A 26,085-nucleotide genomic window follows, 5' to 3' on the forward strand; every position below is an offset into this window, starting at 1 on the left:
GGATGCGATGAAAGCCATCAAAGGCGGATCAGGAACCCTGACCCGCTTCAGCTGCCCGGTCGGAAACTCTACCGTGTTCATTTGCATCAACGACGGGATATCCGATCCCTTAGCGTCTTGCGGTTACACGAATTGCAGCCTCGATGGCCTTTGCAGTTCGGCGACTTGTAACGATCCAGGCGGCGGCGCCTAAACACCTCCGATCTCCCCGTCCCCGTGACGGGGAGATACCCTCTACAGGATCTCGCTCAAATCCTGCACGCTAAAGTCCTCCGGGAGCCGGTAGCCGCCGACAAAAATCGTGGGCGTGAACGTGATTTCCGCGAGCTCGCACCAACCGGCCATCGCTTCCAACTGCTCCCCCTCGTTCCCCTCGGCCGGTTCCAACGGGTACTTGTCCGCAAAGGCTTTATAGTCCTTCTCTTTTGCCCCATACCAGTCCCCGAGCGCCCTCTCGATCAGGCCGGGCTGGCGTCTCGCCGCCAGCGCCATCAGGTGTTTGACTACAGGCGTCCGCCGGTCGCCTTCTTTGTTGGGCGCGGTGAACAATATCCTGAGCTGGGTGTTCTTGTTCCGTTCGAGCACGTCTTCCAATACCGGGTGTGCCGCCGCGCAGGGGCCGCAATAAGGACTACAGACCTTGAGGATCTGGATGGGCGCCTGTGGATTACCCAATGCGATACCCAGCTCCTGCCAGCCATCGGGCGCCTGGGCCTGCTGCTGGAGCAGTCCCTGAAAAAGGTCCGGATTGGACCGAAGACGTTTATAGGCGGCCTGGTATTCCCTTCCGTTCCTGGCCATGGTTAATTGCGGCTTCAAAAAGATCCAGGTAAGTGCGGGCCACAGCGCGCAGACCATGACCGCCGGCAGGACGCTGGCCTGCGGGATAGAGGCGGCCTTCCCATATACAATCAGAGACAACGTCAATTCCAGGACCAGGATTGCCTGCACGCACAGGCACAACGGGCACCACTGGCGCACCACCTTCCATTGATAATAGAGGCTGAAAGGGGTATAGAGCACGACCAGGAAGGCGCTCCAGCAAAGCAGCCATTCCTTCGCGACAAACGCTACGCCCGGAAACAACAAACCGGATAATGTCGCCGCGAAATAAAAGAACCCGATTTCGCTCCAGGTGACGCCTCCGATAGCCGAGGCTTTACTCCCCAGGACTGCTCCGCAATCCGTCTGCGCGCCCGCCTGGCAAATCTGCTGCACAAAGGCGCCTCCACTGCCGGACTCGTACAACAGCAGCAAAACGGAGACCGCCATTCCGGCCGTCTTAGTCAGTAGCCATAGGCAAAAAACGGTCTCTTCGTATGCGCCCGATGGAAGGCTGTCATAAGCCAGCCCCAATAACACCGCCGCGGCGACAACCAGGGCGACCCCGCGCTTCAACCGACCGCGACGTTCCTCTACCCGCTTTTGTTCGAAGTCTTTTTCCACTACCCGCGTCGTGGATTCGGCGACCCATATATAACCCCTGTATATCTTCAGGAATGCCTCCCGGTCGAGCGTCACCGGCTTCCGGCCGTCGTACCGGTAAGTAACCGCATCGCCGCTTATGGCAGTGACCAGTACAAAGTCCCGCAAATTGCCCTTTACCGAAGCATACGCTACAAAAGGCGGTTCCGCCTGGTCCAGCAGGTTTCCCTCCAGCGCATAAGCGGCATTGGATAGGCCATACCGGTCAAAAGTATCGGAAAGACTGAGGAGGCTGGGATAATATGGATTCTCCACCAAGTCCCTTTTCAGTGTGGTTTGCGTGACTTTTATCCCGAGTAGCCGGACATAGTGAGCCGCCACGTCGGGTAGCCGGGAGTTGAACGTTTGGGCCATAGGTAAGGTTAGGACTTTCTCATGTTCGCTTCTAAATATAAGGACTTCCGATTAAGTTCCAAAAATAAATTGGCCCAACCTAGAAAGGTCGGGCCATCTCACTACTATCTATTTTATGAAAACAAAAAACGATTATTCGACTCACGGGTACCGCGGACGCGGACTAGAAATTCCCACCGCCTCCGCCACGGCGACCACCGCCGCCTCCGCCGCCACCGTCACCGCGCATCCCACGTCCCATCATCATCTGGCCGCCGGTTGCCTGGGCGCCCTTGAACTTTGCGAACTTATAGGTCAGGGTGAACATAAAGAACCGTTGGAGGATGTTGCTTTGCGACTGTACGATCGTTCCGTTGTTAGACGACTGGGAAAAGTTCTTGTTGTCGTTGAGCAGGTCGTTGACCTGCAGACCGGCGATGAGCTTATCGCTGAAGAAACGGCTTTCCAGGACCGCATTGATCAGCGTGACCGGCTTGTTCCCGATCTGGCTGGAGTAACCCTGGTTGAGCGTATAGATGAAGTCGTACCTGAAGGACAGGATCTTCAGGAAGTCGAACCGGGCGCTCTGCGCGAACTGCCAGTTGGACGTCTGGGAATTGCCCAGCCCCGTGGCGCTGGCCGCGGTGGCCGAATTCGCCAGCGAATACGTGCTGGAGTTGAGTGAATAGGCGACGCCCGCGATCACCTCCATCCAGCTCCCTTTGTCCCATTCGAAACGGATCGTACCCGTCGGCGTCCAGGTCTGCCCCAGGTTCACGGTATCATTGAAATACTCCGGATCATGGGTGTAACCCGTCTTGGCGCCCACCGTCAGGACGAACATCCGGTTGTGGAAGGGTTGGGAGAAATTGACGTTGCCCGACGCGGTGTAGTATCCGTTCGCATTGACGGGCTTGTAATAAATGACCTTCCCGGTATCCTGTATCGTATTGGTCGCTATGTTATGGGAGACGATGTTGGTGTTGAGGTTGAAGAAGAACGACCGCCCGGTCAGGTTGGAAAAGTTGTTGTAGTTAACGATGAAGTGGTTGTCGAACTCGGGCTTCAGGTCCGGATTACCCAGGTTGACCCGGAGCGGGTTGGTGTAGTCGGGCACCGGTTCCAGCTGCGTGGGGGTGGGTTGTTGAGAGGTACCGGTATAGAATATCCGGAGCCGCTTGGTCTGGCTGAACTGGTAGGCCAGGCTGCCGATGGGAACGAATACCATTTCCCGCTGCACGTAGTGACGCAGGGTATCGTCGAAGACCGTCTTGGTATCCAGCAAGGTCGGCTGGAGCGAAGCCCCGACCTGGTAATTGAACTTCCGTTCCTTGTGCCGGAATGTCAGACCGACCTTGTTCGTGATCAGGGTGTTGTCGATGTTGTTGCTGAGGCTGTCCACGAAGGTCTCGGCCAGCTTGGGGTCGAGGGCGTAGACGTTCTTGCTGCTGACGTTCTCGCTGCTGGAGTAGGCGTAGCTCAACTCCAGGCCGGACTTGAGCCCGAGCGGTTCCGTATAGGACGCCCTCCCGCTATAGCTGTAGTTGTTCGTCTTGAAAAAAGAGACCTGGTGGATCGTATCCAGTATAGGGGAAATTCCATTTTCCGACTGTACGGAATAGTTGCTGTCCGTTTCCGTCGAAGGACTGGGATTGTCCGTGAGGGTAACGGAGAGCGTCCGGCCCACCTTGTTGAACCGGTGCATCCACAACAGGGTGGCGTTGGTGGCGGGTGAGCTGTTTTTACCCTGGTAGTGCTGGCCAACCTGGTACGTCGTATCCTTTTCGGCGTTCTCGTAGGCGGTATTGCTGTTGTTGTCCTGTTTGTTAGAGGTGTAGTTGAACTGGCCCCGGAACAAAAGGGAGTCGTGCGGGGTAATACCCCAGCCGATGTTCAGCATAACGCTGTGCTTGATCTGGTCCGTTACGCTGTGTGTTTGCGCGTAGCTGTAGGGCTGTGTCTGGGAGCCGGGCTGCTGGGTAAACGTATTCGTCTCCGACGTCGAGTTGGTCTGCGTGAACTGGTAGCTACCGAAGATCGTAAAGTGCGGCGTGATGTCGTTGGCGTAGTGGAAACCGGCCGTTTTGGCATCGTTATACCCTGTCGCGCCCGAGTTGCTCTGCGTCAGGTTCGCCGAGGGCGAGGTGGTTCCGCCGCCGCCACCGCCGCCGCCGCGGCCACCGCCCCCCTGGAAGCTGGCGCCGCCCTGGGTGAAGTTGGAGACGTTTACGTTATTGGCGTTGGCCAGGACTGCGATCTGCTCGGCATTGTTGAACCGGAATCCGCGCAGATACGCCTCGTACGGCGTACCGACCTGCTGGCTGCCGGCGTTTTGGTTGCCGAGGGTCGAGTTGGACTTACTTTCCAGGCCCACGCCCGCGGTCCCGCTCCCGAAGTATCCCTGGTTACGGTCCTTCCGGATCGTGATGTTGATGATCTTGGTCCTGTCGCCGTCGTCGAAGCCGGAGAACTTGGCCTGGTCGCTCTGGTCGTCGATGACCTGGATCTTGTCGATGGCGTCGGCGGGGATGTTCTTAGTCGCCATCTTAGGGTCGCCGCCAAAGAAGTCTTTACCGTTCACCCGGATCTTGGTGACCGTTTGTCCATGGGCCGTGACATTTCCCTGGGCGTCCACCTCCACGCCCGGGAGCTTTTTGAGGAGGTCCTCCGCTACCGCGTCTTTCCGAACGGGATAGGCGTTCGCCCGGTATTCGACCGTGTCCTGCATCACCTTGATCGGGGGCGCCTGGATGACGATCCCTTCGAGTTCTTTGATTTTAGGCGACATTTCGATGACGCCGACGTCGCCGGCCATGTTTGCGGGGTACTGTACCCCCTTGGACTGATGACCTATGAAGCTGATAATCAATATAAATTCTCCGGAAGGAGCTTTATCGAAGGAAAAATTGCCTTGGGCGTCCGTGAGCGTCCGGGTCGTGTCGGTTTTTCCAGCCTCGACATAAAATACGGAGGCTTTCTCCAGGGGTCTATTAGAGGTAGAGTCCTTGACGATCCCGTGTATCGGCCCACCCGCCATCGGCGCATTGGCCGGATTCACCGGGTTGGTCTGCGCAACGCCCGCCGTGCAAAGGCAAAAAGCCAGTAATATCAGAAGTAAAATTTTGTGCATATCAGTTCTTTACCATTACGAATTGTGTCGTCAAAAATAGCGCAAACCCCGCGCCCCTACTGGCCAGATTGATGAACGGGCCAACCGTTTTCCTGCAGGGGTGAGTAAAGGCGCTCCTTCGGTGAGCATCCGGGCAAATTGTTTACCTTTGTCCTCCTGTCATTATGGCTGCTGGTCCAGTTCGAGCACCATATTTGAAGATTAACTCAATCACATAAACCGGAATATGTTAGGCTTCATAGCAAATTTATTTGGAGGTAATAAAAGCGATCGGGACCGGAAGGAGCTCCTACCCCTGGTGGATAAGACCAACCAATTTTTTTCCGAGTACCAATCCCTCTCTAACGATGCCCTCCGTCATAAGACCGTAGAGTTCAAAGACCGCATCAAGGCCCACCTGGCCGGGACCGACTCCCGCATCCAGGCCCTCAACCAACAGGCCGAGGAGCTGCCTGCGGAAGATATACACGGAAAAGACGCCCTGTACGGGGAAGTAGACGAGCTCCGCAAAGAGCGCGACAAGTTGATCGAGGAAGCGCTCAAGGAAATCCTCCCAGAGGCCTTTGCCGTGGTCAAGGAAACGGCGCGCCGGCTCGCTTCCGGCAACCCGCTGGAAGCCACCGCGACGGAATTGGACCGGGAGCTCAGCGTCAAAAAAGACTACATCCGGCTGGATGGCGACCGGATTATCTGGAACAACGGTTGGAACGCCGCCGGCAGCCCCATCGTTTGGAACATGGTCCACTACGACGTCCAGCTGATCGGCGGGATGGTGCTGCACTCCGGTAAGATCGCCGAAATGGCCACCGGGGAAGGTAAAACCCTGGTCTCGACCCTACCCGCCTATCTCAACGCGCTGGCGGGAGAAGGCGTACACATCGTCACGGTCAATGACTACCTGGCCCGCCGCGACAGCGAATGGAACGGCCCCCTGTTCGAATTCCTGGGACTCACCGTGGATTGCATCGACAAGCACACGCCCCATACGCCGGAGCGCCGCAAGGCCTACCTGGCCGATATCGTCTATGGCACCAACAACGAGTTCGGTTTCGACTATCTCCGGGACAACATGGTCCAGTCCCCCGACGAAATGGTGCAACGCAAGCACCACTTCGCCATGGTGGACGAAGTCGACTCCGTCCTGATCGATGACGCCCGTACGCCGTTGATCATCGCGGGCCCCGTACCCAAGGGGGACGAGCAGGAATATCACATCCTCAAACCCCGCGTGGACCGTCTGGTGGAAGCCCAGCGCCGCGTGGTCAACCAGTTCCTGAACGAAGCCAAGAAGAAGCTGGCCGAGGGAGACGACGACCCTAAATCCGGCGGTCTGGCCCTGATGCGCGCCTTCCGCGGGTTGCCGAAACACGGCGCCCTGGTCAAGTACCTCAGCGAGCCCGGGATCAAGGTCAGGCTTCAAAAATCCGAGAACTACTACCTGGCCGACCAGTCCAAGGAAATGCCCAAGGTCGACGAGGAGCTCTACTTCAGCATCGACGAAAAGAACAACAGCGTAGACCTCACCGACAAGGGTATCCACATGATCACCCAAAGCGGGGAAGACCCCGAATTCTTCATATTGCCCGATATCGGTTCGTCCCTGGCGGAAATCACCAAATCCGGTCTGAGCCCCGAGGAGCAACTGGCCAAAAAGGAGCAGATGCTCAACGACTACGCCGCCAAGGCGGACCGCATCCATACGGTACAGCAGCTCCTGAAGGCATACACCCTTTTTGAAAAGGACGACGAGTACGTCGTCATCGACGGCCAGGTCAAGATCGTCGACGAGCAGACCGGCCGTATCATGGAAGGCCGGCGGTATTCCGACGGTCTCCACCAGGCCATCGAAGCCAAGGAAAACGTCAAGATCGAGGCCGCAACGCAAACCTACGCCACCATCACGCTCCAGAATTATTTCAGGATGTACCACAAGCTGGCCGGGATGACCGGTACGGCCGAGACCGAAGCTTCCGAGCTTTGGGACATCTACAAGCTGGACGTGGTCTCCATACCCACCAACGTCAAGGTTATCCGCGGGGACGCCGAGGACCTCGTTTACAAGACGAGGCGGGAGAAATACAAGGCCGTCATCGAAGAAATCACTAAGATGCGCGAAGCCGGCCGTCCGGTACTCGTCGGTACCACCTCCGTCGAGGTGTCCGAATTGCTGAGCCGTATGCTCCGCCAGGGAAATATCGCCCACAACGTCCTCAACGCAAAACAGCACTCCCGGGAAGCCCAGGTCGTTGCCGAGGCCGGTCTGGCGGGGAACGTCACCATCGCCACCAACATGGCCGGCCGTGGTACGGACATCAAGCTGGGACCCGGCGTAAAAGACGCGGGGGGCCTGGCGATCCTCGGGACCGAGCGCCACGAAAGCCGGCGCGTCGACCGTCAGCTCCGCGGCCGTTCCGGCCGTCAGGGGGACCCCGGGTCTTCCCAGTTCTTCGTCTCCCTGGAAGACGACCTGATGCGTATGTTCGGGTCCGACCGCATTGCGGGGATCATGGACAAGCTGGGTTACAAGGAAGGCGAAGTCATCCAGCACAGCATGATTACGAAGTCCATCGAGCGTGCGCAAAAGAAGGTCGAAGAGAACAACTTCGGCATCCGTAAGCGCCTGCTGGAGTACGACGACGTGATGAACAAGCAGCGTGGTGTCATCTACGCACGGCGTAACCACGCCCTGTTCGGGGAGCGGCTCGCCCTCGACCTGGACAACGCCTTCTACAGCGTCGCCGAAGGTCTCGTCAACTCCTTTAAGGAAAACCAGGACTACGAAGGCTTTAAATTGGGCGCGATCATGGACTTCGCCATCGATACGCAGATCGACCAGGAGACCTTCAACCGCCTGGACCACGCCAAGCTCGCCGAGGCGCTGTACGAAGAAGCCCGCCTGGCGTACTTCTCCAAAAACGCGGACATGGCCAAGCACGCCGTGCCCGTCTTCCAGAACATCCGCAACAAGCAGGGCGCGCACATCCTGAATGTATACGTCCCGTTCAGCGACGGCAAGAAGGGCATACAGGTGCACACCTCGTTACAAAAGAACCTCGATACCGGCGGCAAGGAGCTGCTCAACGCCCTGGAGCGTACGATCACCCTCAACATGATCGACGATTCCTGGAAGGAGCACCTCCGTTCCATGGACGACCTCAAGCAAAGCGTGCAGAGCGCGGTCTATGAGCAAAAGGACCCGCTCGTCATCTATAAGGTCGAGGCCTTCAGCCTCTTCAAACAGATGGACACCGAGCTCAACAAGAACATCGTGTCCTTCCTCTGTCACTCCAGCATCGTCACCGAGCACCATCCCTATCAGCCCCGGATCAACCAGATCAAGGAGCCGCCCAAGGTGGACCTGAGCAAATTGCGCCAGCGTAAGGACGAGCTCGTGACCACCGTTTCCGGCCCCGGGGGCGACTCTCCCGAACCGGAGTATTACGATCCGTCGGCTTCCGGCCCCGCGCCCAAGCAGGAACCGGTCAAGGTGGGTCCGAAGGTCGGCCGCAACGACCCTTGTCCCTGCGGCAGCGGTAAAAAGTTCAAGAACTGCCACGGAAAGGATGCGTAACCTCGCGCCCTACATCGATCACACCATACTAAAGCCGACCACGCTCATCGCGGACGTGGATCGGCTTTGTGCCGAGGCCAGACAATTCGGCTTTGCCGCGGTCTGCATCCCTCCCCCCTTCGTCCGGCGGACACGGAGCCTGCTGGAAGGCTCGTCCGTCAAGACCGCCACCGTCATTGGCTTCCCCTTCGGATACTCCGCTATCGAAGCCAAGGTCTCCGAAACGCTGCTGGCCATAGTGGACGGTGCGGACGAGCTCGACATGGTCATCAACCTGACGGCGTTGAAAAACAACGACTGGGCCTACCTGGCCAGCGAAATCGGGACCGTGCTGCCCCTCGTCCACGGAAAGCAAAAGGTCCTAAAGGTGATCGTCGAGAGCGGCGTCCTGTCGAAAGAAGAGTTGATCCGCTGTTGCGAGCTCTACGGGGCGGCGGGTATCGACTACCTCAAGACGTCCACGGGCTACGCGGAGCAAGGCGCAACCGTGGAAGCGGTGGAAATCATGCGAAAACACCTACCTTCATCCGTGCGTATCAAGGCCTCGGGGGGAATCCGTAACTTCGCCCAGGCCGAGGCCATGATCGATGCCGGAGCCGACCGTATCGGAACCAGTTCCGGTGTTGCCATTGTCAATTCCTAACTATGCTAAAACCAGGACTTGCACTGATGTTATGGGCGCTGTCGGCGTTACCCGCCGCCGCGCAAACCATCGATACCACCAGCGGAGGCAACATCCTCGTATACCGCGACAGCCGTTTCGACCTGCTGGTGAGGAAGCAGGCGGAGTACAACGAACGCATCAACCTGACCCGGAAATACTCCCACGGCTTCCGCATCCAGGTGCTCAATACCCAGGACCGGGCCGCCGCCATCGGCGCCAAGACCAAGCTGCTCCAGCTCTTCCCCTCAGAAAAAGTCTACCTCCTGTACCAGGAGCCCAACTTCAAGGTACGCTGGGGTAACTTCCGCGAAAGGGCGGACGCCGACGCCCAGCTGGATCAAATAACCAGGCAATTCCCCGGGAGCTTTGTCATCCCTTCCCCCATCGAGCCCAAACCCGAGTGGCTGAAAGAAGCCGGCGACAGCGGACCCATGTAATCTGAATTATGCTACGCGAGACGATCCAACAACTAGCCGAAAGATATACGGATGAATTCATTGCCATCCGCCATCATTTGCACGCCCACCCGGAGCTCAGCTACCAGGAGCACCAGACTTCCGCCTTCGTGCGCGAAAAACTGGAGTCCTGGGACATCCCCTATACCGTCATGGCGGGCACCGGCGTCGTCGGTCTGGTCGAGGGCAAAAACCCATCCAGCCGTATCATGGCGCTGAGGGGCGACATGGACGCCCTCCCCATCACGGAAGCCAACGAAGTTCCCTATGTGTCGACCAATACCGGCGTCATGCACGCCTGTGGGCACGACGTACACACAACCTGTCTGCTGGGCGCCGCCAGGATATTGCAGGAGACCCGCGACAAATGGGAAGGTACCGTCAAGCTCATCTTCCAGCCAGGCGAGGAAAAAAACCCCGGGGGCGCCAGCCTTATGATCAAGGACGGCGCGCTCGACAACCCCCGCCCCCAGGGTATCATCGCGCTCCACGTCCACCCTTCCCTGGAAACCGGTCACCTCAGTTTCCGCCCCGGCATGGTCATGGCCAGCGCCGACGAGATCTACATCACCATCCGCGGAAAGGGCGGTCACGCCGCCACCCCGCATCTGACAACCGATACCATCCTGGTCGCCTCCCACCTGGTCGTCGCCCTCCAACAGATCATCAGCCGCAACCGGAACCCGTTTTCCCCTTCCGTGTTGTCCATCTGTTCGATCAACGGCGGCCATACCACCAACGTCATCCCTTCGGAGGTGAAGCTCATGGGCACCTTCCGGGCGATGGACGAAGAATGGCGCTTCAATGCCCACGAGCTGATCCGCCGCGAAGCCACCGGCCTCGTCCAAAGCATGGGCGCGGAGCTCGACCTCCACATCGACGTGGGGTATCCCGTGCTCTACAACCAGGAGGCCTTCACCAAGCGGAACCGCTCTCTCGCGGCAGACTATCTCGGCTCCTCCAACGTCGAGGTTACCGAGCTCCGGATGGCGTCCGAGGACTTTGCGTATTACACGCACCAGATACCGGGGTGCTTCTTCCGCCTGGGCACCCGTAACGAAGCCCTCGGGCTCACTTCCGGCGTCCATACCCCGACCTTTAACATCGACGAGCGCGCGATTCCGATCGGCATCGGCGCCATGGCGTTCCTCGGCGCTACTGCCACGGTCTAGTTTCCCGGCCTGACGTGCGAAGCGCACCCTAACCCCGTTCGCGTCGGTAGAAGAAGTCCAGGTAGCCCAGCGTCAGGAACGCCGCAAAGTACCCGAGGGACCAGTACTCGTGCTTCAACACTTTGAACTCGGTGGCGGTTGCGCTATTCCGAATAAACGACAAAGCAGAATAAGCGTACGGGAAGTATACTACCTTATCCCACGGGATCATAATCAGCCCGGCAATAATCAGCGCGAGACCAACCCCGATCGATCCGATAAAATTCTTGAAGCGCAGCGATATGCAATACTGGATGGTCGTCATACCGAGGATAGAGATGTAAGACTTGGCGTCCATCTGCAAAATCGAATGGATGGGCAGAGAAGAATGCGCAAACTGATAGTCCGGGTGGAATACCTCCGCCAGCAGGGCAAACAAAACCAGCTCGACGTCGAACAATACGTATGCGCAGAGCACCAGGCACTGGATCACCAGGTATTTGGCGAAATAGACGTCGCCTATGCGGAGCGGAGCGGCGAGGACCTGTTTCCAGGTATTGTTGCGGTACTCGATCTGGGTGACCATGCTGGCTACGACGATGATGAGCATCGGCCAAAGGAAAAAACAGGACGCCTCGAACCCCTGAGCGATGTGTCCCATCCAGGGGTCCTTGCCCAGGCGCTTCACAAAAACGTCGGGTTTGGTGGTATACATGAGGAAGAATATCGCCGGCAGGAAGGCGCTGCCTATGACCACCAGCCAAAGGGCGGCGGAACGCCGGATCTTCATGAACTCCGTCCGTAGACTGATAAAAAAGGTACTCATACCGCTGCGTGTGTTAGGTCCATAAATAGGGTTTCGAGGTTGTCCTGCTGTTGGTAAAGCTGGTATACGGGTAGCCCGGCTTGCACCAGCAACCGGTTGGCCGCCGCCGCCTCTTCGCGGGAACCGATGTTCAGCAAGAGGGCCTTTTCACCGGATACCCGGGCGTTGAAGTGCGGGGCGAGTATTCCCAGGCCCAGGCGGGCGTCGTCGGTCTCGATCATCCAACCGCCCTGGCCCGTTGCCTTGAGGGTTTGCAGACCGGAGAGCGTGCCCTGGAAGACCAGGCGCCCCTGGTTGATGATCCCCACGTGGGTCACCAGTTTTTCGACTTCGCTCAACAGGTGGCTCGACACCAGGACGGTGACCCCGTGCTCCCGGTTGAGCTTTTGGAGGAGCTCCCGCATTTCCACGATCCCACCGGGGTCCAGGCCGTTGGTGGGCTCGTCCAGTATGAGCAGCTCGGGTCGGGGCAGCAGGGCGATGGCGATGGCCAGCCGCTGTTTCATCCCCAGTGAATAGCGCCCCGCCTTTTTCCGGGCGGCATCGCCCGATAGTCCCACGAGCGACAGGACCTCTTCGACCCGTGAAGCGGTGGCTCGGTAGATGTGCCGGTAGATGTTCAGGTTCTCCCGCCCGCTGAGGTGGGCATAGAGCGACGGCTGCTCGATCAGGGTGCCGACCTTGCCCAGCACCTCGACGCGGTGCCCCGACAATTCTTTCCCCGAAAAGAATACCGATCCCTCTTGCCGGCGCAGCAGCCCCAGGATCAGCCGGAGGGTCGTCGTTTTCCCCGCCCCGTTGGGCCCCAGGAAGCCGAAGATGCTTCCCGGGGGCACCCGCAGGTCGAGCCGGGTAAGGATGGACTGTTTGCCAAAGTGGTGGCTCAGCCCTTTTGTTTCCAGTATGTACTTTTCCATGGCTATATTTTTGGCGCCGGCGGCAACACGCGGCGTCTGCGCGATACTATTGTTCATGATCGATTTTTTCGACGTGATTGAGGCTATACCCATCCAATCTCAACGAAGACGTGCCATCCCACCTTCCACGGATGTTCCGCACGGTGCTGCTGTCCACCGATAGCTCGACGGCCGTCAGTGCCGGAAAGAATTCCTTGCAGTCCACGTCCCTGAGGTTGACGTTGGCGCACGTATCCGCCTGCACCCGCAGGCGACCCAGCGTAGTGCCCGCCACGAGCACATTGGTGGTATTGAGCGCATAGACCGACAACGAATCCCCGTTAAATCCCAGGACGCTGCCGTTCGTAAGCCCGCGAAACAGCACGCTCCTGATCCGGGGCGCGTTGAGCGTTACGGTACCCCGGCCGTCCGGCGGCGCGGAAATATAGAGCGTATCCAGGCTCAGGCGGTATACGGGTCTTTCCGTCTTGCGAACGGGCAAATGGATGACATTCGAGGGCGACGGCGAGATCGTGGCGACATCCAGCCCGTCTATCGCGACCACCGAGAACGCACCCAGCGGCACATCCGTAAAAGTATTGTTCGGCGGCACCATTTCCACATAGGAATGGCGGTCCATCTTTACCCGCAGGGTGACGGCCGAAGCCAGGACGGTGCCGAGCACGGCCAGGATCAGGCACAACAGAATGAGGTTACTTTTTTTCATAATTATTTAGATGAAAATTGTTGTTTGAATTGCTGGTACGGCTCCCTAAGGTCCTCCCACTTCATACCCAGCAGGTAAAGATTCCGGAAGAACACCGGTAGGTCCTTTTCCATAAACTCCTTCTTTTTGGCCGCCAGCGCATGCTGGGGACCATCCGAAGAAACGAAGAAGCCGATGCCGCGTTGGTTAAAGATGATGCCCGACTGCTGCAGCCAGTCGTACGTCCGCATCACCGTGTTGGGATTGACCTCCAGCTGTACGGCCAGTTCCCTTACGGAGGGCACCTTGTCCTCCGCCTTCCACTCCTTGAGCAGGATGCGCTCGCACACATAGTCCGCGATCTGCAGGTATATCGATTGTGAAGAATTGAATTCCATACGACTGTCTTTAAAGTTCCTTTTCCTTCAACCTGAAATATGCCGCGGTCCAAAAGACCGGCGCCCACATATATTTAACCATGAACCAGATAAACCGGGATATCCACTGCGGCAGCGTATAGGTGTATTCAGACCCGTTTTCCGACTCGATACGGAAAACCCCCACCTGGCCGGTCGGGTGCAAATCACCGGTGATCGGGTGGATGACATACACCGCAAACAGCACAAAACCGACGATAACCAACACCGCTGACACGGTCGTCTTGACAAAGGCGAAGCGCTCGAAATACACCGAACCCAGCAGGTATAACGTCTGCACCGCGACAAAGACGATAACCAGGTACTGGTATACCTCATACATCCCCTGGCCGTCGGGCATATGTTCCAGCGACATATGGGGATAGAGGCGAATGATCGCAAAAGCCGCGGTCCGGAGTATATAAAAGATCAGCAGATAGGCCGCGGTAAAAAATACCTGGGAGTAAAGGACGCCGCACACCAGTTTCTCCCCGTGTGTCGCCGGCACGCTCAGGTAATAGATGCCGGTGGTCCGCTGGGACAGGTCGGAGAACGTCATTGCGGCCATGATGGTCCCACCCAGGAAGAGCCCCACAAACAGGAAAATATTGGCTGTTTCCATCCAAAGCTTGTCCTGGTTGGTCAGTCCCCAGAGAAAGAACGCCACGGCAAGCAGACCCGCTATGGCCGCCATCATAAGTATATACAACCTCGAGCGCTCCGCCCACTGTCTGCGGATCAAAAGGCCCAGTCTATAAAAGCTAAATTGCATAGTCAAAAAAATTTATGCCGGGAAAGCGCTGAGCACCGCCGGACGGTTCATGATGATTGCTTTATACAACAACTCCAGATCCACCTTCCCCTCTTCTCCGTGGGTATTGGCCATGACCAGGGCTTTACCCCGGAGCGAGCTTTCGCTGTACAGGGCAGTGCGGGTCTCCTCGCTGTCAAAGGAAATCTTGAACAACAGCCGGGTCTGGATCGCGTCGAGGGTCTGGTCGAAGAGTATCCTGCCTTCGTCGATGATGGTTACCCGGTCGATAAGGTTCTCCAGGTCCTTGACCTGGTGGGTGCTGATGACGATACATTTGCTTTCATCCGCGGTCCCCGCGAGGACCTTGCGGAACTGGCTTTTGGAAATGATGTCCAGCCCATTGGTCGGCTCGTCCATCAATACCACGGAAGTCCCGGAGGCCAGTGCAAAACTGATCAGTACCTTTTTCTTCTGTCCATAGCTCATTTGCTGCAGCGTGCGGTCCAGGGGTATCTCGAACTCGAGCAGCAGACGCGTGTAATATTCCCGGTTGAAAGCCGGGTAGAACGGCGCGTGCACCTCCATATACTTCGCGGGCGTTACGGGAGGCACATAAAATTCTTCCGGCACGAGGAAGATCCGGTGGAGGAATTCCGGCTGTCTTTTGGACGGATCCTTGCCCATGACCCGGATGGAACCCTCATCCGGAAACAGTAACCCAGCGATGTTCCTGAGCAGCGTCGATTTGCCGGTGCCGTTCTTCCCCAGCAGACCATATATATGTCCTGCCTGGAGGTGCAGGCTCAGCCCGTTGAAGATCTTTCCCTTCCGGTAGCCGAATTGCAGGTTTTGAATGTCTATCATATCAAGTGTTTTAAGAACCCCGCTGTCGCGGTTGCATAGTGTACTATCGTACTAGTACACTACAAAGATAATGCACTTCGCGACATTTCCAAATCCTAGGCCCTAATTTTGTACTTTGCACTAACAATATGCAGAACAACGAGCTCAGGCGTCAGCAGGCGTTGGAATACCACGCCAAGGGACGGCCTGGAAAGATAGAGGTAGTGCCCACCAAGGGCACCAAGACCCAGCGGGAGCTCTCCTTAGCCTACTCCCCCGGCGTGGCGGAACCCTGCAAGGAAATCCACAATAACGTCGAAAACGTCTACAAATACACCGCCAAGGGCAACCTGGTGGCGGTGATCAGCAACGGTACGGCCGTCCTGGGCCTGGGAAATATCGGCCCCGAGGCCTCCAAACCGGTGATGGAAGGAAAGGGCGTACTGTTCAAGATTTTTGCCGACATCGACGTCTTCGACATCGAAATAAACGAACGCGACCCCGAGAAATTCGTCCAGATCGTCAAGGCGCTGGAGCCCACCTTCGGGGGGATCAACCTGGAGGACATCAAGGCCCCGGAGTGTTTCGAGATCGAACGCCGCCTGAGGGAAGAGATGCGGATCCCCGTTATGCACGACGACCAGCACGGCACCGCCATCATCAGCGGCGCCGCCCTGCTCAACGCCCTGGAGCTACAGAAGAAAAAGATCGAGCGGGTCCATTTTGTCGTCAACGGCGCGGGCGCCGCGGCCATGGCTTGTGTCCAGCTATACGTTTCCCTGGGCGCCAAATACGAGAACTTCACGATGTTCGACAAGGACGGCGTCCTCCACGAGGGCAGACCCGACATTGACGACATCCGCCGGAAATTTTCCGTAAAAAACGCGACCCTCACCCTCACCGACGCCATGAAGGATGCGGACGTCTTTATAGGGCTGAGCGTAGGCGGCGCCGTCACCCAGGACATGGTGAAAAGCATGGCCAAAAACCCGATCGTCTTCGCCATGGCCAACCCGGACCCGGAGATCGCTTACGAGCTCGCCGTCGAGGCCCGCAAGGACGTCATCATGGCGACCGGCCGTAGCGACTATCCCAACCAGGTCAACAACGTCCTGGGGTTCCCATATATCTTCCGGGGCGCCCTCGACGTTCGCGCCACCACGATCAACGAGGCGATGAAGCTGGCCGCTGTCCGCGCCCTGGCGGAGCTGGCCAAAAGCCCCGTCCCCGACATCGTCAACCTGGCCTATAACGAGCGCAACCTCGTTTTTGGCCCTGCCTATATCATACCCAAGCCCCTGGACCCCCGCCTGCTCTCCACGGTGGCCCCGGCGGTCGCCAAGGCCGCCATCGAGAGCGGGATCGCCCACTCCCCCATCACCAACTGGGACGCCTATCGCCTGTCGCTGAATAAACGGCTGGGGCTGGACAACCACCTGTTGCGCATCCTCGGCAACAAGGCGCGCAAGGAACCCAAGCGCGTCGTTTTCGCCGAAGCCGACAACATCCGCATCCTCAAAGCCGCCCAGCAGGTCATGGATGAGGGCATCGCCTATCCGATCCTGCTCGGCGAGGAAAAAAAGATACGCCGCATCGCCGAAGCCGGCAACATAGATATAGACAACATGCCGGTCATCGACCCCCGCAGCGATGAAATGGCCGAAAAACGCAAGCAATACGGGGAGCTCTTTTTCGCCAAACGCCAGCGCAAGGGGATCAACCGGTACGAGGCCTTCAAAAGCATGAAAGACCGTATCCACTTCGGCTGTATGATGCTGGAATCCGGAGAGGCCGACGCCGTCATCAGCGGGTTGACCAAAAACTACCCCGAAACCATCCGCCCCGCCCTCCAGACGATCGGCACAGAAGCCGGTGTCAAGAAGATCGCGGGCATGTATATCCTGCTCACCAAACGCGGGCCGCTTTTTCTCGCGGACGCCACGGTCAACTTCAACCCCACGGCGGAAGAGCTGGCCGACATAACCCTCATGGTTGCCAAGGAAGTGCGCACCTTCAACATGCGCCCCCGGATCGCCATGCTGTCCTACTCCAACTTCGGCTCGAGCAATTCCCCCGAGGCCAACCTCGTCCGCGAAGCCAGGGCCATCGTCAAGCGTAAGGACCCGAACCTGATCTGCGACGGCGAGATGCAGGGTATCCTGGCATTCAACAAGGAAATCCTGAAGGACAACTACCCCTTCTGCGAGCTGATCGACGTAGGGGAAATCAATACCCTGATCTTCCCCAACCTCTCCGCCGGCAACATCGCCTACAACCTCCTGCAGGAGATCGGCGGCGCCGAGGCCATCGGGCCCATCCTCCTGGGGATGAACAAACCCGTCCACGTCCTTCAGCTGGGCAGCTCCGTTCAATCGATCGTCAACATGGTGATCATCTCGGTCATCGACGCGCAATTGAAGTGCAGGGATTGCAACGTACAGGAGGAGGTGAACCGCTCCAAGTGGTGGAAAAAGTTTCAGAAAGTAGCACACGACGTATAAACCTAAACGACGACACCAGATGGGATTTTTCGCGCACTTCGGCCGTTACCTCTTGATGCTCAAAAGCATGTTCTCCAAACCCGAGAACGCCCGCATGTACTGGAAGGAATTCATGCGTCAGTGCAACGACATAGGGATCGGCTCCCTGGGTATCGTGGCCATCATTTCGTTTTTCATGGGCGCCGTATCCACGGTCCAGACCGCCTACCAGCTGGTCAGCCCCATCATCCCCCAGGCGACCATCGCCCAGATCGTACGCGACACCGTTATCCTCGAGTTCGCCCCCACGCTGATCTGTATCGTGCTGGCGGGCGTCGTGGGGTCCAAGATCGCCAGTGAGCTGGGGAATATGCGGGTATCCGAGCAAATCGACGCCCTCGAGATCATGGGCATCAACACCCGTTCCTACCTGATCTTCCCAAAGATAGCTGCCGCCATGGTGACCATCCCCATGCTGGTGATCATCGCCGCCGTCGTCGGTATCGTCGGCGGCCGGATCGCGGGGACGCTCGCGGGCATCATCTCCCACACGGACTATGACAAGGGGTTGCTGCAGAACTTCAAACAATATAACGTATTCGTGGCCGTGATGAAGGCATACGCCTTCGCCTTCGTGATCTCCACCATCCCCTCGTACTTCGGTTATTTTGTCGAGGGCGGCGCGCTGGAGATCGGCAAGGCGAGTACCCGCGCCGTGGTGGTCAGCTGTATCGCCCTGCTGTGCATGGACTACCTCGTATCTTCGCTGCTGCTCCAATAAAACACCACCATGATCGAAATAAAGGACCTCACAAAAGGCTTCGGCGATAAAACAGTCATCAAGGGCGTCTCCGCGACATTCAAGAGCGGCCAGTGCAACCTGATCATCGGAACCAGCGGGAGCGGTAAGACCGTGCTCATGAAATGCCTGGTCGGTCTTTTCGAGCCCGACTCCGGCAGCATCATCTATGATGGACGGAATTTTACCGAGATGGACGAGCACGAGCGCAAACAACTCCGCCAGCAGATCGGCATGCTGTTCCAGGGGTCCGCGCTTTTCGACAGCCAGACCGTCCAGCAGAACGTCATGTTCCCCTTGGACATGTTCACCGACTGGAGCTACAAGCAAAAGCTGAAGAAGGTCAACGAAACCCTCGAGCGGGTGAACCTCAAGGACGCCAACAAGAAATTCCCCGCGGAGATTAGCGGTGGCATGAAAAAACGCGTGGGTATCGCCCGGGCCATCGTCCTGCAACCCAAGTTCCTGTTCTGCGATGAACCCAATTCGGGCCTCGATCCCCAGACCAGCCTCCTGATCGACCACCTCATCCACGAAATCACCAAGGAATACAAGATCACGACAGTCGTCAATACCCACGATATGAACTCCGTCATGGAAATCGGCGACCATATCCTTTATATGTATCAGGGTGAGAAGCAATGGGAGGGAACCAACCGCGAGATCATCTACAGCAAGAATAAATTACTGAATGACTTCATTTTCGCCTCTGAATTCCTACAGGATGCCAAGCAGATGCGTATGATCGAGATAGAAAAAGGCGAGAAATGATTTTTCCCCTATTTTTGCGGGGCTTTAACCACCTAATTCCCTTCTCATGAGCGTCCTGGTCAATAAGCACAGCAAGATTATCGTACAAGGATTTACCGGCACGGAAGGCACCTTCCACGCCAGCCAGATGATCGAATACGGCACGCAGGTAGTCGGCGGCGTTACCCCCGGCAAGGGCGGAACCCAGCACCTGGATCGCCCGGTATTCAACACCGTGGACGACGCCGTAAAAGCGACCGGCGCGGACGTCAGCATCATTTTCGTACCCCCGGCCTTTGCCGCCGACGCCATCATGGAAGCCGCGGAAGCGGGGATCGGGTTGATCATCTGTATCACCGAAGGCATCCCCGTCCAGGACATGGTCAAGGCCCGGCACTACCTCGAGGGTAAGCCCGCCCGCCTGATCGGTCCCAACTGTCCCGGCGTCATCACCGCGGGGGAATGTAAAGTGGGGATCATGCCCGGCTTTATCTTCAAAAAGGGCACCATCGGTATCGTTTCAAAATCGGGTACCCTGACCTACGAGGCCGCCGACCAGCTCGTTAAAGCCGGTCTGGGCCATACCACCGCGATCGGCATCGGGGGTGACCCCATCATCGGGACCACCACCAAAGAGGCCGTCGAGCTGCTGATGAAGGACCCCGAAACCGAAGGCATCGTCATGATCGGCGAAATCGGCGGCGGCATGGAAGCCGAGGCCGCGCGTTGGATCAAAGAAAACGGCACCAAACCCGTAGTCGGGTTCATCGCCGGTCAAACCGCCCCTCCCGGCCGCCGTATGGGCCACGCCGGCGCCATCGTCGGCGGAGCCGACGACACCGCCGCCGCCAAGATGAAAATCATGGCCGACTGCGGCATCCACGTAGTAGCCAGCCCCGCGGATATCGGCAAGACCATGGCCGACGTCATCAAAAACAAGAAAAAATAACGCCCCCCGGCGCGCCAACCGCGCCGCTGTGCCCACCGATACTCGCCGCCGGCTTCGCCGGCGGCATTTTTTTGCCCACCCATTTGTGTAATCCATCCGGTTTTTGCACCCTAGTGTCTATCTTGACACTAAATCTGGTTCTATGCCCCGCCGGAAAACACTCGCTAGCCTATTGCTGTTGTTCTGCTCCACCACCCTATGCGCCCAAACCTACCAACGGGCCTGGGAAACCGTAGACTCGCTCGACCGGCTATCCCAACCCCGGACCGCCCTGGACATCGTCCGGTCGGTCTACGCCCGCGCCAGGCGCGAAAACAACACGCCTCAGGCCATACGGGCCTTGCTGTATACCGTCAGCGTCGACCGTCCCCTGGAGGAAAATGCGGACAGCGCGGCGATCCGGCTATGGGAAGGCGCAACCGATTCGTTCCCGGAGCCGGCCCGGTCGGTGCTCCTGAATATCCAGGCCCAGGCATATGCCAATTATTTGTCCCATCATTACTACCTGATTTACCGGCGAACCCCCGTCGCCGGCGGTCCCGGTCCGGACCTGGCGACCTGGACCGCCCAGGACTTCAATCATAAGGTAGACAGCTTGTTTACGGCTTCGCTCCGGGATACCGGGCTCCTGGCCTCCACCAGCGTTTCCGACTTCGAGCCGATCCTCCAACCCGGGAACAGCCGGGCGCTGCGACCCACCCTTTTCGACCTGCTGGCCCACCGCGCCCTCCAGTACTATGCCATACAACCCGGTGAAACGACCGACACGCTATTGCTGTCTCCGGCCGGCGTCTTCGTGACGCATACCTTCCCCGAAGCGGGACCCTTCTGGAAAGGCGTCCGCCTCTACCAGATCCTGCTCCGCCTGCACGCCCGGGACGCGCGGCCAGACGCCTTTGTCGACGCGGACCTCAGCCGGCTCGACTACCTCCGCAGTCGCAGCCCCTTCTTTCAGGAACCGTATGGCCAGACGCTGACCGGGCTTTCGGAGCGGTACAAGGACCAGGAAGCGGGCGCCATGGCCACCTGGAAGCTGGCCGTCTATTGGCAGGAAGCCGGTTGGAGATATCCATACGATACCACGGTCCGGTGGCGGCTTAAACAGGCCTCCGACCTGCTCGAAGACGTCGTCCGGCGATACCCCCACAGCCAGGCCGCCGGGAACGCCCGGGTGAACCTGGCTGCCCTCCATGAACCCCAGCTCCAGGTCAACGCGGAGCACGTAATCCCGCCCGGCAAGCCTTTCCTGGCGTCGGTCTCTTTCAAGAATTCCTCCAACCTGTCCTTGCGTATCCTGCGTTCGACGCCGGACCTGGCCCAGGCCCTCAGGGAGGGTCAGCCCAACGCCCTTACCGTCGCCCGCGCTTTGCGCGCATGGAACCAATCCATCCCCGATCCGGGCGATCTGCAGCGGCACGTGACCGAAATAAAGATCGATGCGTTGCCTGCCGGCCCCTATATTCTGCTGGTGGCGATCAACGGCCATTTCGGAGCGGATACCCTCCCCATGGTAGCCGTCCCCTTCCAGGTCTCCTCCATCGCCTGGGTGTCCACCGGAGCGGACGTCATCTTCGTCCTCGACCGGCAGACCGGCGCCCCCCTGGCGGATGCCCGCATACACGTCACCAGTAAGGTATCCGATCAAAAAGAGGACTATACCGCGGACAAGGACGGGCGTTTTGCCTTCGACCGCGGGAAGGGCGCCATCGATATGCGCAACCGCGACATAGCGGTATACCACGACGGCGACAGCCTATCCCTGTCCGACATGCCGCCCTTGGCCTTTGTTCGCAACGGTGGCACCCCCATCGTGCCCCGTTTTTCCTACTTCACCGACAGGGCCATCTATCGTCCGGGGCAAACCGTTTACTTCAAGGCCATTGGCGTCATCCGCGATACGGAGCAGGGGACGGACATCCCCTATCAGCCGCACCGGAAATTGACTTTTACGCTCAAAAGCGGTATCCAGGTCATCGATTCGGTGTCGCTTCAACCCAACGAATTCGGGTCGGTACACGGCCGGTTCACCATACCATCCCAGGCGCCGCTGTCCACCATGACCATCAGCGGCGGAGGGACGAATGACAGGAAAAGCATCTCGGTGGAAGAATACAAGCGGGCCCGATATGAAGTCGTGATCGACCGGCCGTCGGGCGACTACCGGCTGGGTGACTCGTTGAACCTCCATGGCCGCGCGGCCGCCTATGCCGGCAACCCCGTGGGCGGTGCCCGCGTCGTCTATACCGTGACCCGCACCCAACCCCGCCCATTGCGCTTCGTGCCCTTGGCGAGCCCTGCCGAAATCATCCTCCAGGACAGCGCCCGGACCGGAGCGGATGGTTCGTTCGGCATCCGTTTTGCCCTGCGGCCGCCGGTCGATGCCCACCTGGAGACGGACGTCTACGTCTTCCAGGTGTACGCGACCGTCACCGACATCAACGGCGAAACGCACGCCGCCGAGTACACGGTCAACGCCGGCCATGCCGCCGTGCTGCTGACCTGGCAGCTACCCGCGACCGGCAGCGTCGTTTCCGACAGCCTCCGTTCGCTGAACATCATAGCCGTAAACCCGGCCGGGGCGCCGGTGAAAAGCCTGATTACGATCACCCTTTCGCGGCTTACCGCGCCGCCGGCGCAGCTCCCCCGCCCCATCAGCTGGGAAACGCCCGACGTGTTCACCATACCGGAGGACACCTTTCATATTCTTTTCCCCCACCATGCCTATGGTCCGGTACCGGACCGCGACCAGTGGCCCGTTGAGGCGCGCGTCCTCAGGGACACCGTGACCGCCTGGACGCACCCGGGTGTGTCGCTCCATGGGCTCCGACTGCCCTCCGGCGTCTACCGCGTCGAAGCCACGGCCACCGACGACAAGGGTTTTCCCGTCAGCGCCAAAACCTACCTGGAGGTATTCAATCCCTCCGGCGGGTCGCTCCCCTATCCGGCATACGATTGGCAACTCGACGCCGACAGCACCTTGTACGCCGGATCGTCCGCGGGCCCCCGGTACGTCATCGAGCACATCAACCAGGCCGGGCGCTCCCGCATCCGGTTTTTACGGTTAACCGATACCGTTACCATGTTGCCCACGCCCCCCGCCGGGGTCAGCGCGGACGGCGCGACCGTAGGCATCGCTTTTGTCCGGGACAACCGCGTCTTTACAAAGTCGTATACCATTGCCGCCCGGGAAGGGGCCGGCCGCCTGAACCTCCATTATGCCACTTTTCGCGACCACTTGGAACCCGGGAGCGCCGAACGGATGACGCTATCCATCCACGGCCCGGGTCACGAAGCCGCCGACGCCGAAGTACTGGCGTCGATGTATGACGCCTCTCTCGACCAGTTCGTCAAAGACGCTTGGCGCATCCCGGCGATCAACCAACAGTATACCCGCCCGATCCGGTGGTCGACCTATGGCTTCGACGATAGTTATGGCCGCCCCCTCCAGGTCGGCTTTAAAGCCGCGCCCAACCACGAGCCCGTCGAATACGACGAAATCCTGGACAAGGCCTCCATCCCGGGAAACATCACCGCATATGGCTCGCCCAGGATAATGATACGCGGCGCAGCCACGTCGGACAACGATCGCTATTTGCCGACGGTCCGGGTCCCCGATGACACCGTCGAAACCATTGGCTACTTCAGCCGCCCTCCGGCGCCCCAACCCGCACCGCTCGTGTCGATTCGCCAGAACTTCGCCGAGACCGCTTTCTTCTATCCCGACCTCCGCACCGACAGCGCGGGCAATGTATCCTATTCCTTCACCATGCCCGACGCCCTTACACGTTGGACGCTACAGACGCTGGCGCACACGCGCAGCCTGGCCTTCGGGGTGAATCACCAGGACCTCGTCACGCAAAAGACCCTGATGCTCCAACCCAATATCACCCGCTTCCTCCGCGAAGGAGACGATGCCTGGCTGAGCGCCAAGGTCGTCAACATGGATAGCTCGACACTCCGGGGCGCGGTTCGCCTGGAAATCCTCGACGCGTTGACCATGAAGACCGTGAGCAACATCTCCCGGACCCCGTCACAGCCGTTGAGCCTGGCGCCGGGCGCCGCCACCGCGGTCCGGTTCCGCGTGACTATCCCCATGGGCTTCACCCATCCCCTCGTCTACCGGCTGACCGCAAAGGCGGGCGCCTTCAGCGACGGCGAGCAGGGGCCCATCCCCATCCTCAACCGCCGCATCCTCGTCACCGACACCTATCCCCTGAACCTCGACGGAGACGCGCCCCGCCAGGTTGACGTCCAGCCCTTGCTACAAGCAGCCCCCGGCACGCCCTACCGGCTGACACTGGAATACAGCGCGAGCCCCGCGTGGTATGTCCTGCGCGCCCTCCCTTATATCGAAGGCGCCTCGGACGCCTGTCCCCAGTTCGTCCTCGACCGGTATTACACCAAGGCCCTCGGCGCCGGTATATTGGACGCCCTGCCGTCGGCCCGCGCAGCCTTGTCCGACACCGGCCGTTCCCCCCTCGACAGGAACCCTGAATTAAAAACCGCCCTGCTCCAGGAGACCCCCTGGGTCCTCGACGCCGCCGGCGAAAACGCCGCCCTCCGGCGCCTGTCCAATTTCCTGGACCCCGACCGCCTTGCCCACGACCGTTGGGACGACCTCCATTCCCTGGTCAATCTCCAGCAGCCGTCCGGCGCCTTCCCCTGGTTCACGGGCGGTGGCGACAACCGCTATGTCACCCAATACATCCTTACCCACCTGGGGCGCCTTTCCTCCCTCGGCATGCTCCCCGCCGGCGACCGCAAAACGCTGGACAAAACCATCCGGGACGCGCTCGCCTGGTTGGACGATCAAATCCGGGAGGATTACGCCAAATCCATTTACTCGGACGAAGACATACAATACCTCTATACCCGTAGCTTCTTTCCGGACGCCGCTACCGACGCGCGCACCAAGGCCGCCATCGACTATTATTTCATCCAGGCCAGGAACCGGTGGACAACCGCCAGCCTCCTGGAACAAGGCATGATCGCGATCGCCTGTCACCGCGACGGCGACACCGCCACCGCCGGCCTCATCCTCCAATCCCTCGCCCAACGTTCCCTCTATACACCCGACCTCGGCCGCTACTGGAAGATGGACGAAGGCTGGTATTGGTACCAGGCCCCCATCGAAACCCAAGCCATGCTCCTGTCCGCGTTTGCTGAAATAAAGAAAGACATGGTCTTCACCGACCAGCTCCGCACCTGGCTCCTTGGCCAAAAGCAAACCCACGGCTGGTCCACCAGCTCCGCCACCGCCGACGCCTGCTATGCCTTACTCCTGGGCGGCCGCGACTGGCTAAACGCCCCGCCCACCCTGACCGCGCGGCTCGGCGACGTCACCGTCACCCCGCAGGCCTCCGCCCCCTACGTCAAAATGCAATGGGAAAATCCCCGGCCTGCCCTCGGCGCGATCACCCTCCACCGCACCGGCAACACCACCCACCGCTCCTGGGCCGCCGTCTACTATCAACACTTCGAAACCCTCGACACCGTCACCGCCGCCCAAACCACCCTCGCCGTCCAAAAACAACTCTTTGTGGTCCCCCCCACCGGCAACCTCCTTCGCCCCCTCCACGACGGCGACACCCTCCACACCGGCGACCGCGTCCGTATCCGCCTCGTCCTAAGAAGCGACCGCTCCCTGGACTTCGTCCACCTTAAGGACCTTCGCCCCGCCTGTCTAGAACCCGTCGAGACCCTCAGCGGCTACCATTGGCAAGGCGGCCTCGGCTACTACTTCAGCCCCGCCGACCTCAGCACCAGCTTCTACCTGGACCACCTCCCTCGCGGAACCTTCGTCCTGGAATACGACCAATACGTCAACATGGCAGGCGCCTTCGCCGGCGGCATCGCGACGCTCCAAAGCTTCTACGC

Annotated in this window: 17 protein-coding genes; 9 read left to right on the top strand and 8 right to left on the bottom strand. The window is 59.2% G+C overall.

Features of this window, described 5'->3' with window-relative positions:
• Nucleotides 1-234: 234 nt before the first annotated feature.
• Entirely contained in the window at nucleotides 235-1,839 is a 1,605-nt protein-coding gene (locus VL547_RS10480) for a vitamin K epoxide reductase family protein (protein ID WP_325577614.1), read from the bottom strand.
• Nucleotides 1,840-2,002: 163 nt separating this feature from the next.
• Nucleotides 2,003-4,948, bottom strand: coding sequence for a TonB-dependent receptor (locus VL547_RS10485; protein WP_325577615.1), 2,946 nt, complete (start codon nucleotides 4,946-4,948; stop codon nucleotides 2,003-2,005).
• Nucleotides 4,949-5,174: 226 nt separating this feature from the next.
• Here VL547_RS10485 and secA point away from each other — a divergent pair, with 226 nt between their 5' ends.
• Genes secA through VL547_RS10505 form a run of 4 tightly spaced genes read left to right on the top strand, consistent with a single transcriptional unit; the run spans nucleotide 5,175 to nucleotide 10,810 of the window.
• Nucleotides 5,175-8,519 (top strand): preprotein translocase subunit SecA, encoded by a 3,345-nt coding sequence (gene secA / locus VL547_RS10490; protein ID WP_325577616.1) that lies wholly within the window; start codon nucleotides 5,175-5,177, stop codon nucleotides 8,517-8,519.
• A complete protein-coding gene (gene deoC, locus VL547_RS10495; protein WP_325577617.1) occupies nucleotides 8,512-9,162 on the top strand; it encodes a deoxyribose-phosphate aldolase in 651 nt (216 codons plus the stop codon). The genes secA and deoC overlap by 8 nt, the downstream gene beginning before the upstream one ends.
• 2 nt (nucleotides 9,163-9,164) lie before the next feature.
• A complete protein-coding gene (locus VL547_RS10500) occupies nucleotides 9,165-9,620 on the top strand; it encodes an SPOR domain-containing protein (RefSeq protein WP_325577618.1) in 456 nt (151 codons plus the stop codon).
• 8 nt (nucleotides 9,621-9,628) lie between these two features.
• Nucleotides 9,629-10,810, top strand: a complete 1,182-nt coding sequence (locus tag VL547_RS10505) for a M20 family metallopeptidase (protein WP_325577619.1) — start codon at nucleotides 9,629-9,631, stop codon at nucleotides 10,808-10,810.
• A gap of 28 nt (nucleotides 10,811-10,838) precedes the next feature.
• On the opposite strand, the gene VL547_RS10510 is transcribed toward VL547_RS10505, so the two are convergent.
• Genes VL547_RS10510 through VL547_RS10535 form a run of 6 tightly spaced genes read right to left on the bottom strand, consistent with a single transcriptional unit; the run spans nucleotide 10,839 to nucleotide 15,251 of the window.
• The gene (locus tag VL547_RS10510; RefSeq protein ID WP_325577620.1) at nucleotides 10,839-11,615 is read right to left on the bottom strand and encodes an ABC transporter permease; all 777 of its coding nucleotides are present in this window, start codon (nucleotides 11,613-11,615) and stop codon (nucleotides 10,839-10,841) included.
• Nucleotides 11,612-12,589: an ABC transporter ATP-binding protein gene (locus tag VL547_RS10515; protein WP_325577621.1), complete on the bottom strand. Its 978-nt coding sequence runs from the start codon at nucleotides 12,587-12,589 to the stop codon at nucleotides 11,612-11,614. The genes VL547_RS10510 and VL547_RS10515 overlap by 4 nt, the downstream gene beginning before the upstream one ends.
• Nucleotides 12,579-13,238 carry a hypothetical protein gene (locus VL547_RS10520; RefSeq protein ID WP_325577622.1) on the bottom strand — a complete coding sequence of 220 codons (660 nt, stop codon included), beginning with the start codon at nucleotides 13,236-13,238 and terminating at the stop codon, nucleotides 12,579-12,581. The genes VL547_RS10515 and VL547_RS10520 overlap by 11 nt, the downstream gene beginning before the upstream one ends.
• A gap of 2 nt (nucleotides 13,239-13,240) precedes the next feature.
• The gene (locus VL547_RS10525) at nucleotides 13,241-13,615 is read right to left on the bottom strand and encodes a GntR family transcriptional regulator (RefSeq protein WP_325577623.1); all 375 of its coding nucleotides are present in this window, start codon (nucleotides 13,613-13,615) and stop codon (nucleotides 13,241-13,243) included.
• A 10-nt stretch (nucleotides 13,616-13,625) separates the two neighbouring features.
• A complete protein-coding gene (locus tag VL547_RS10530; protein WP_325577624.1) occupies nucleotides 13,626-14,405 on the bottom strand; it encodes a hypothetical protein in 780 nt (259 codons plus the stop codon).
• 12 nt (nucleotides 14,406-14,417) lie between these two features.
• Nucleotides 14,418-15,251, bottom strand: a complete 834-nt coding sequence (locus VL547_RS10535; protein WP_325577625.1) for an ABC transporter ATP-binding protein — start codon at nucleotides 15,249-15,251, stop codon at nucleotides 14,418-14,420.
• 128 nt (nucleotides 15,252-15,379) lie between these two features.
• Here VL547_RS10535 and VL547_RS10540 point away from each other — a divergent pair, with 128 nt between their 5' ends.
• The 5 genes from VL547_RS10540 to VL547_RS10560 all read left to right on the top strand — a co-directional run.
• Nucleotides 15,380-17,731, top strand: coding sequence for an NADP-dependent malic enzyme (locus tag VL547_RS10540; RefSeq protein ID WP_325577626.1), 2,352 nt, complete (start codon nucleotides 15,380-15,382; stop codon nucleotides 17,729-17,731).
• Nucleotides 17,732-17,750: 19 nt separating this feature from the next.
• A complete protein-coding gene (locus VL547_RS10545) occupies nucleotides 17,751-18,491 on the top strand; it encodes an ABC transporter permease (RefSeq protein WP_325577627.1) in 741 nt (246 codons plus the stop codon).
• A gap of 9 nt (nucleotides 18,492-18,500) precedes the next feature.
• Nucleotides 18,501-19,280: an ABC transporter ATP-binding protein gene (locus VL547_RS10550; RefSeq protein WP_325577628.1), complete on the top strand. Its 780-nt coding sequence runs from the start codon at nucleotides 18,501-18,503 to the stop codon at nucleotides 19,278-19,280.
• A gap of 46 nt (nucleotides 19,281-19,326) precedes the next feature.
• Complete coding sequence (gene sucD, locus VL547_RS10555) at nucleotides 19,327-20,208, top strand: succinate--CoA ligase subunit alpha (RefSeq protein WP_325577629.1); 882 nt, start codon at nucleotides 19,327-19,329, stop codon at nucleotides 20,206-20,208.
• Nucleotides 20,209-20,350: 142 nt separating this feature from the next.
• On the top strand, nucleotides 20,351-26,085 hold a 5,735-nt coding region (locus VL547_RS10560), incomplete at its 3' end, for an alpha-2-macroglobulin family protein (protein WP_325577630.1).

It is taken from the genome of Dinghuibacter sp. (genome assembly GCF_035492835.1).
Taxonomy (GTDB): domain Bacteria; phylum Bacteroidota; class Bacteroidia; order Chitinophagales; family Chitinophagaceae; genus Dinghuibacter.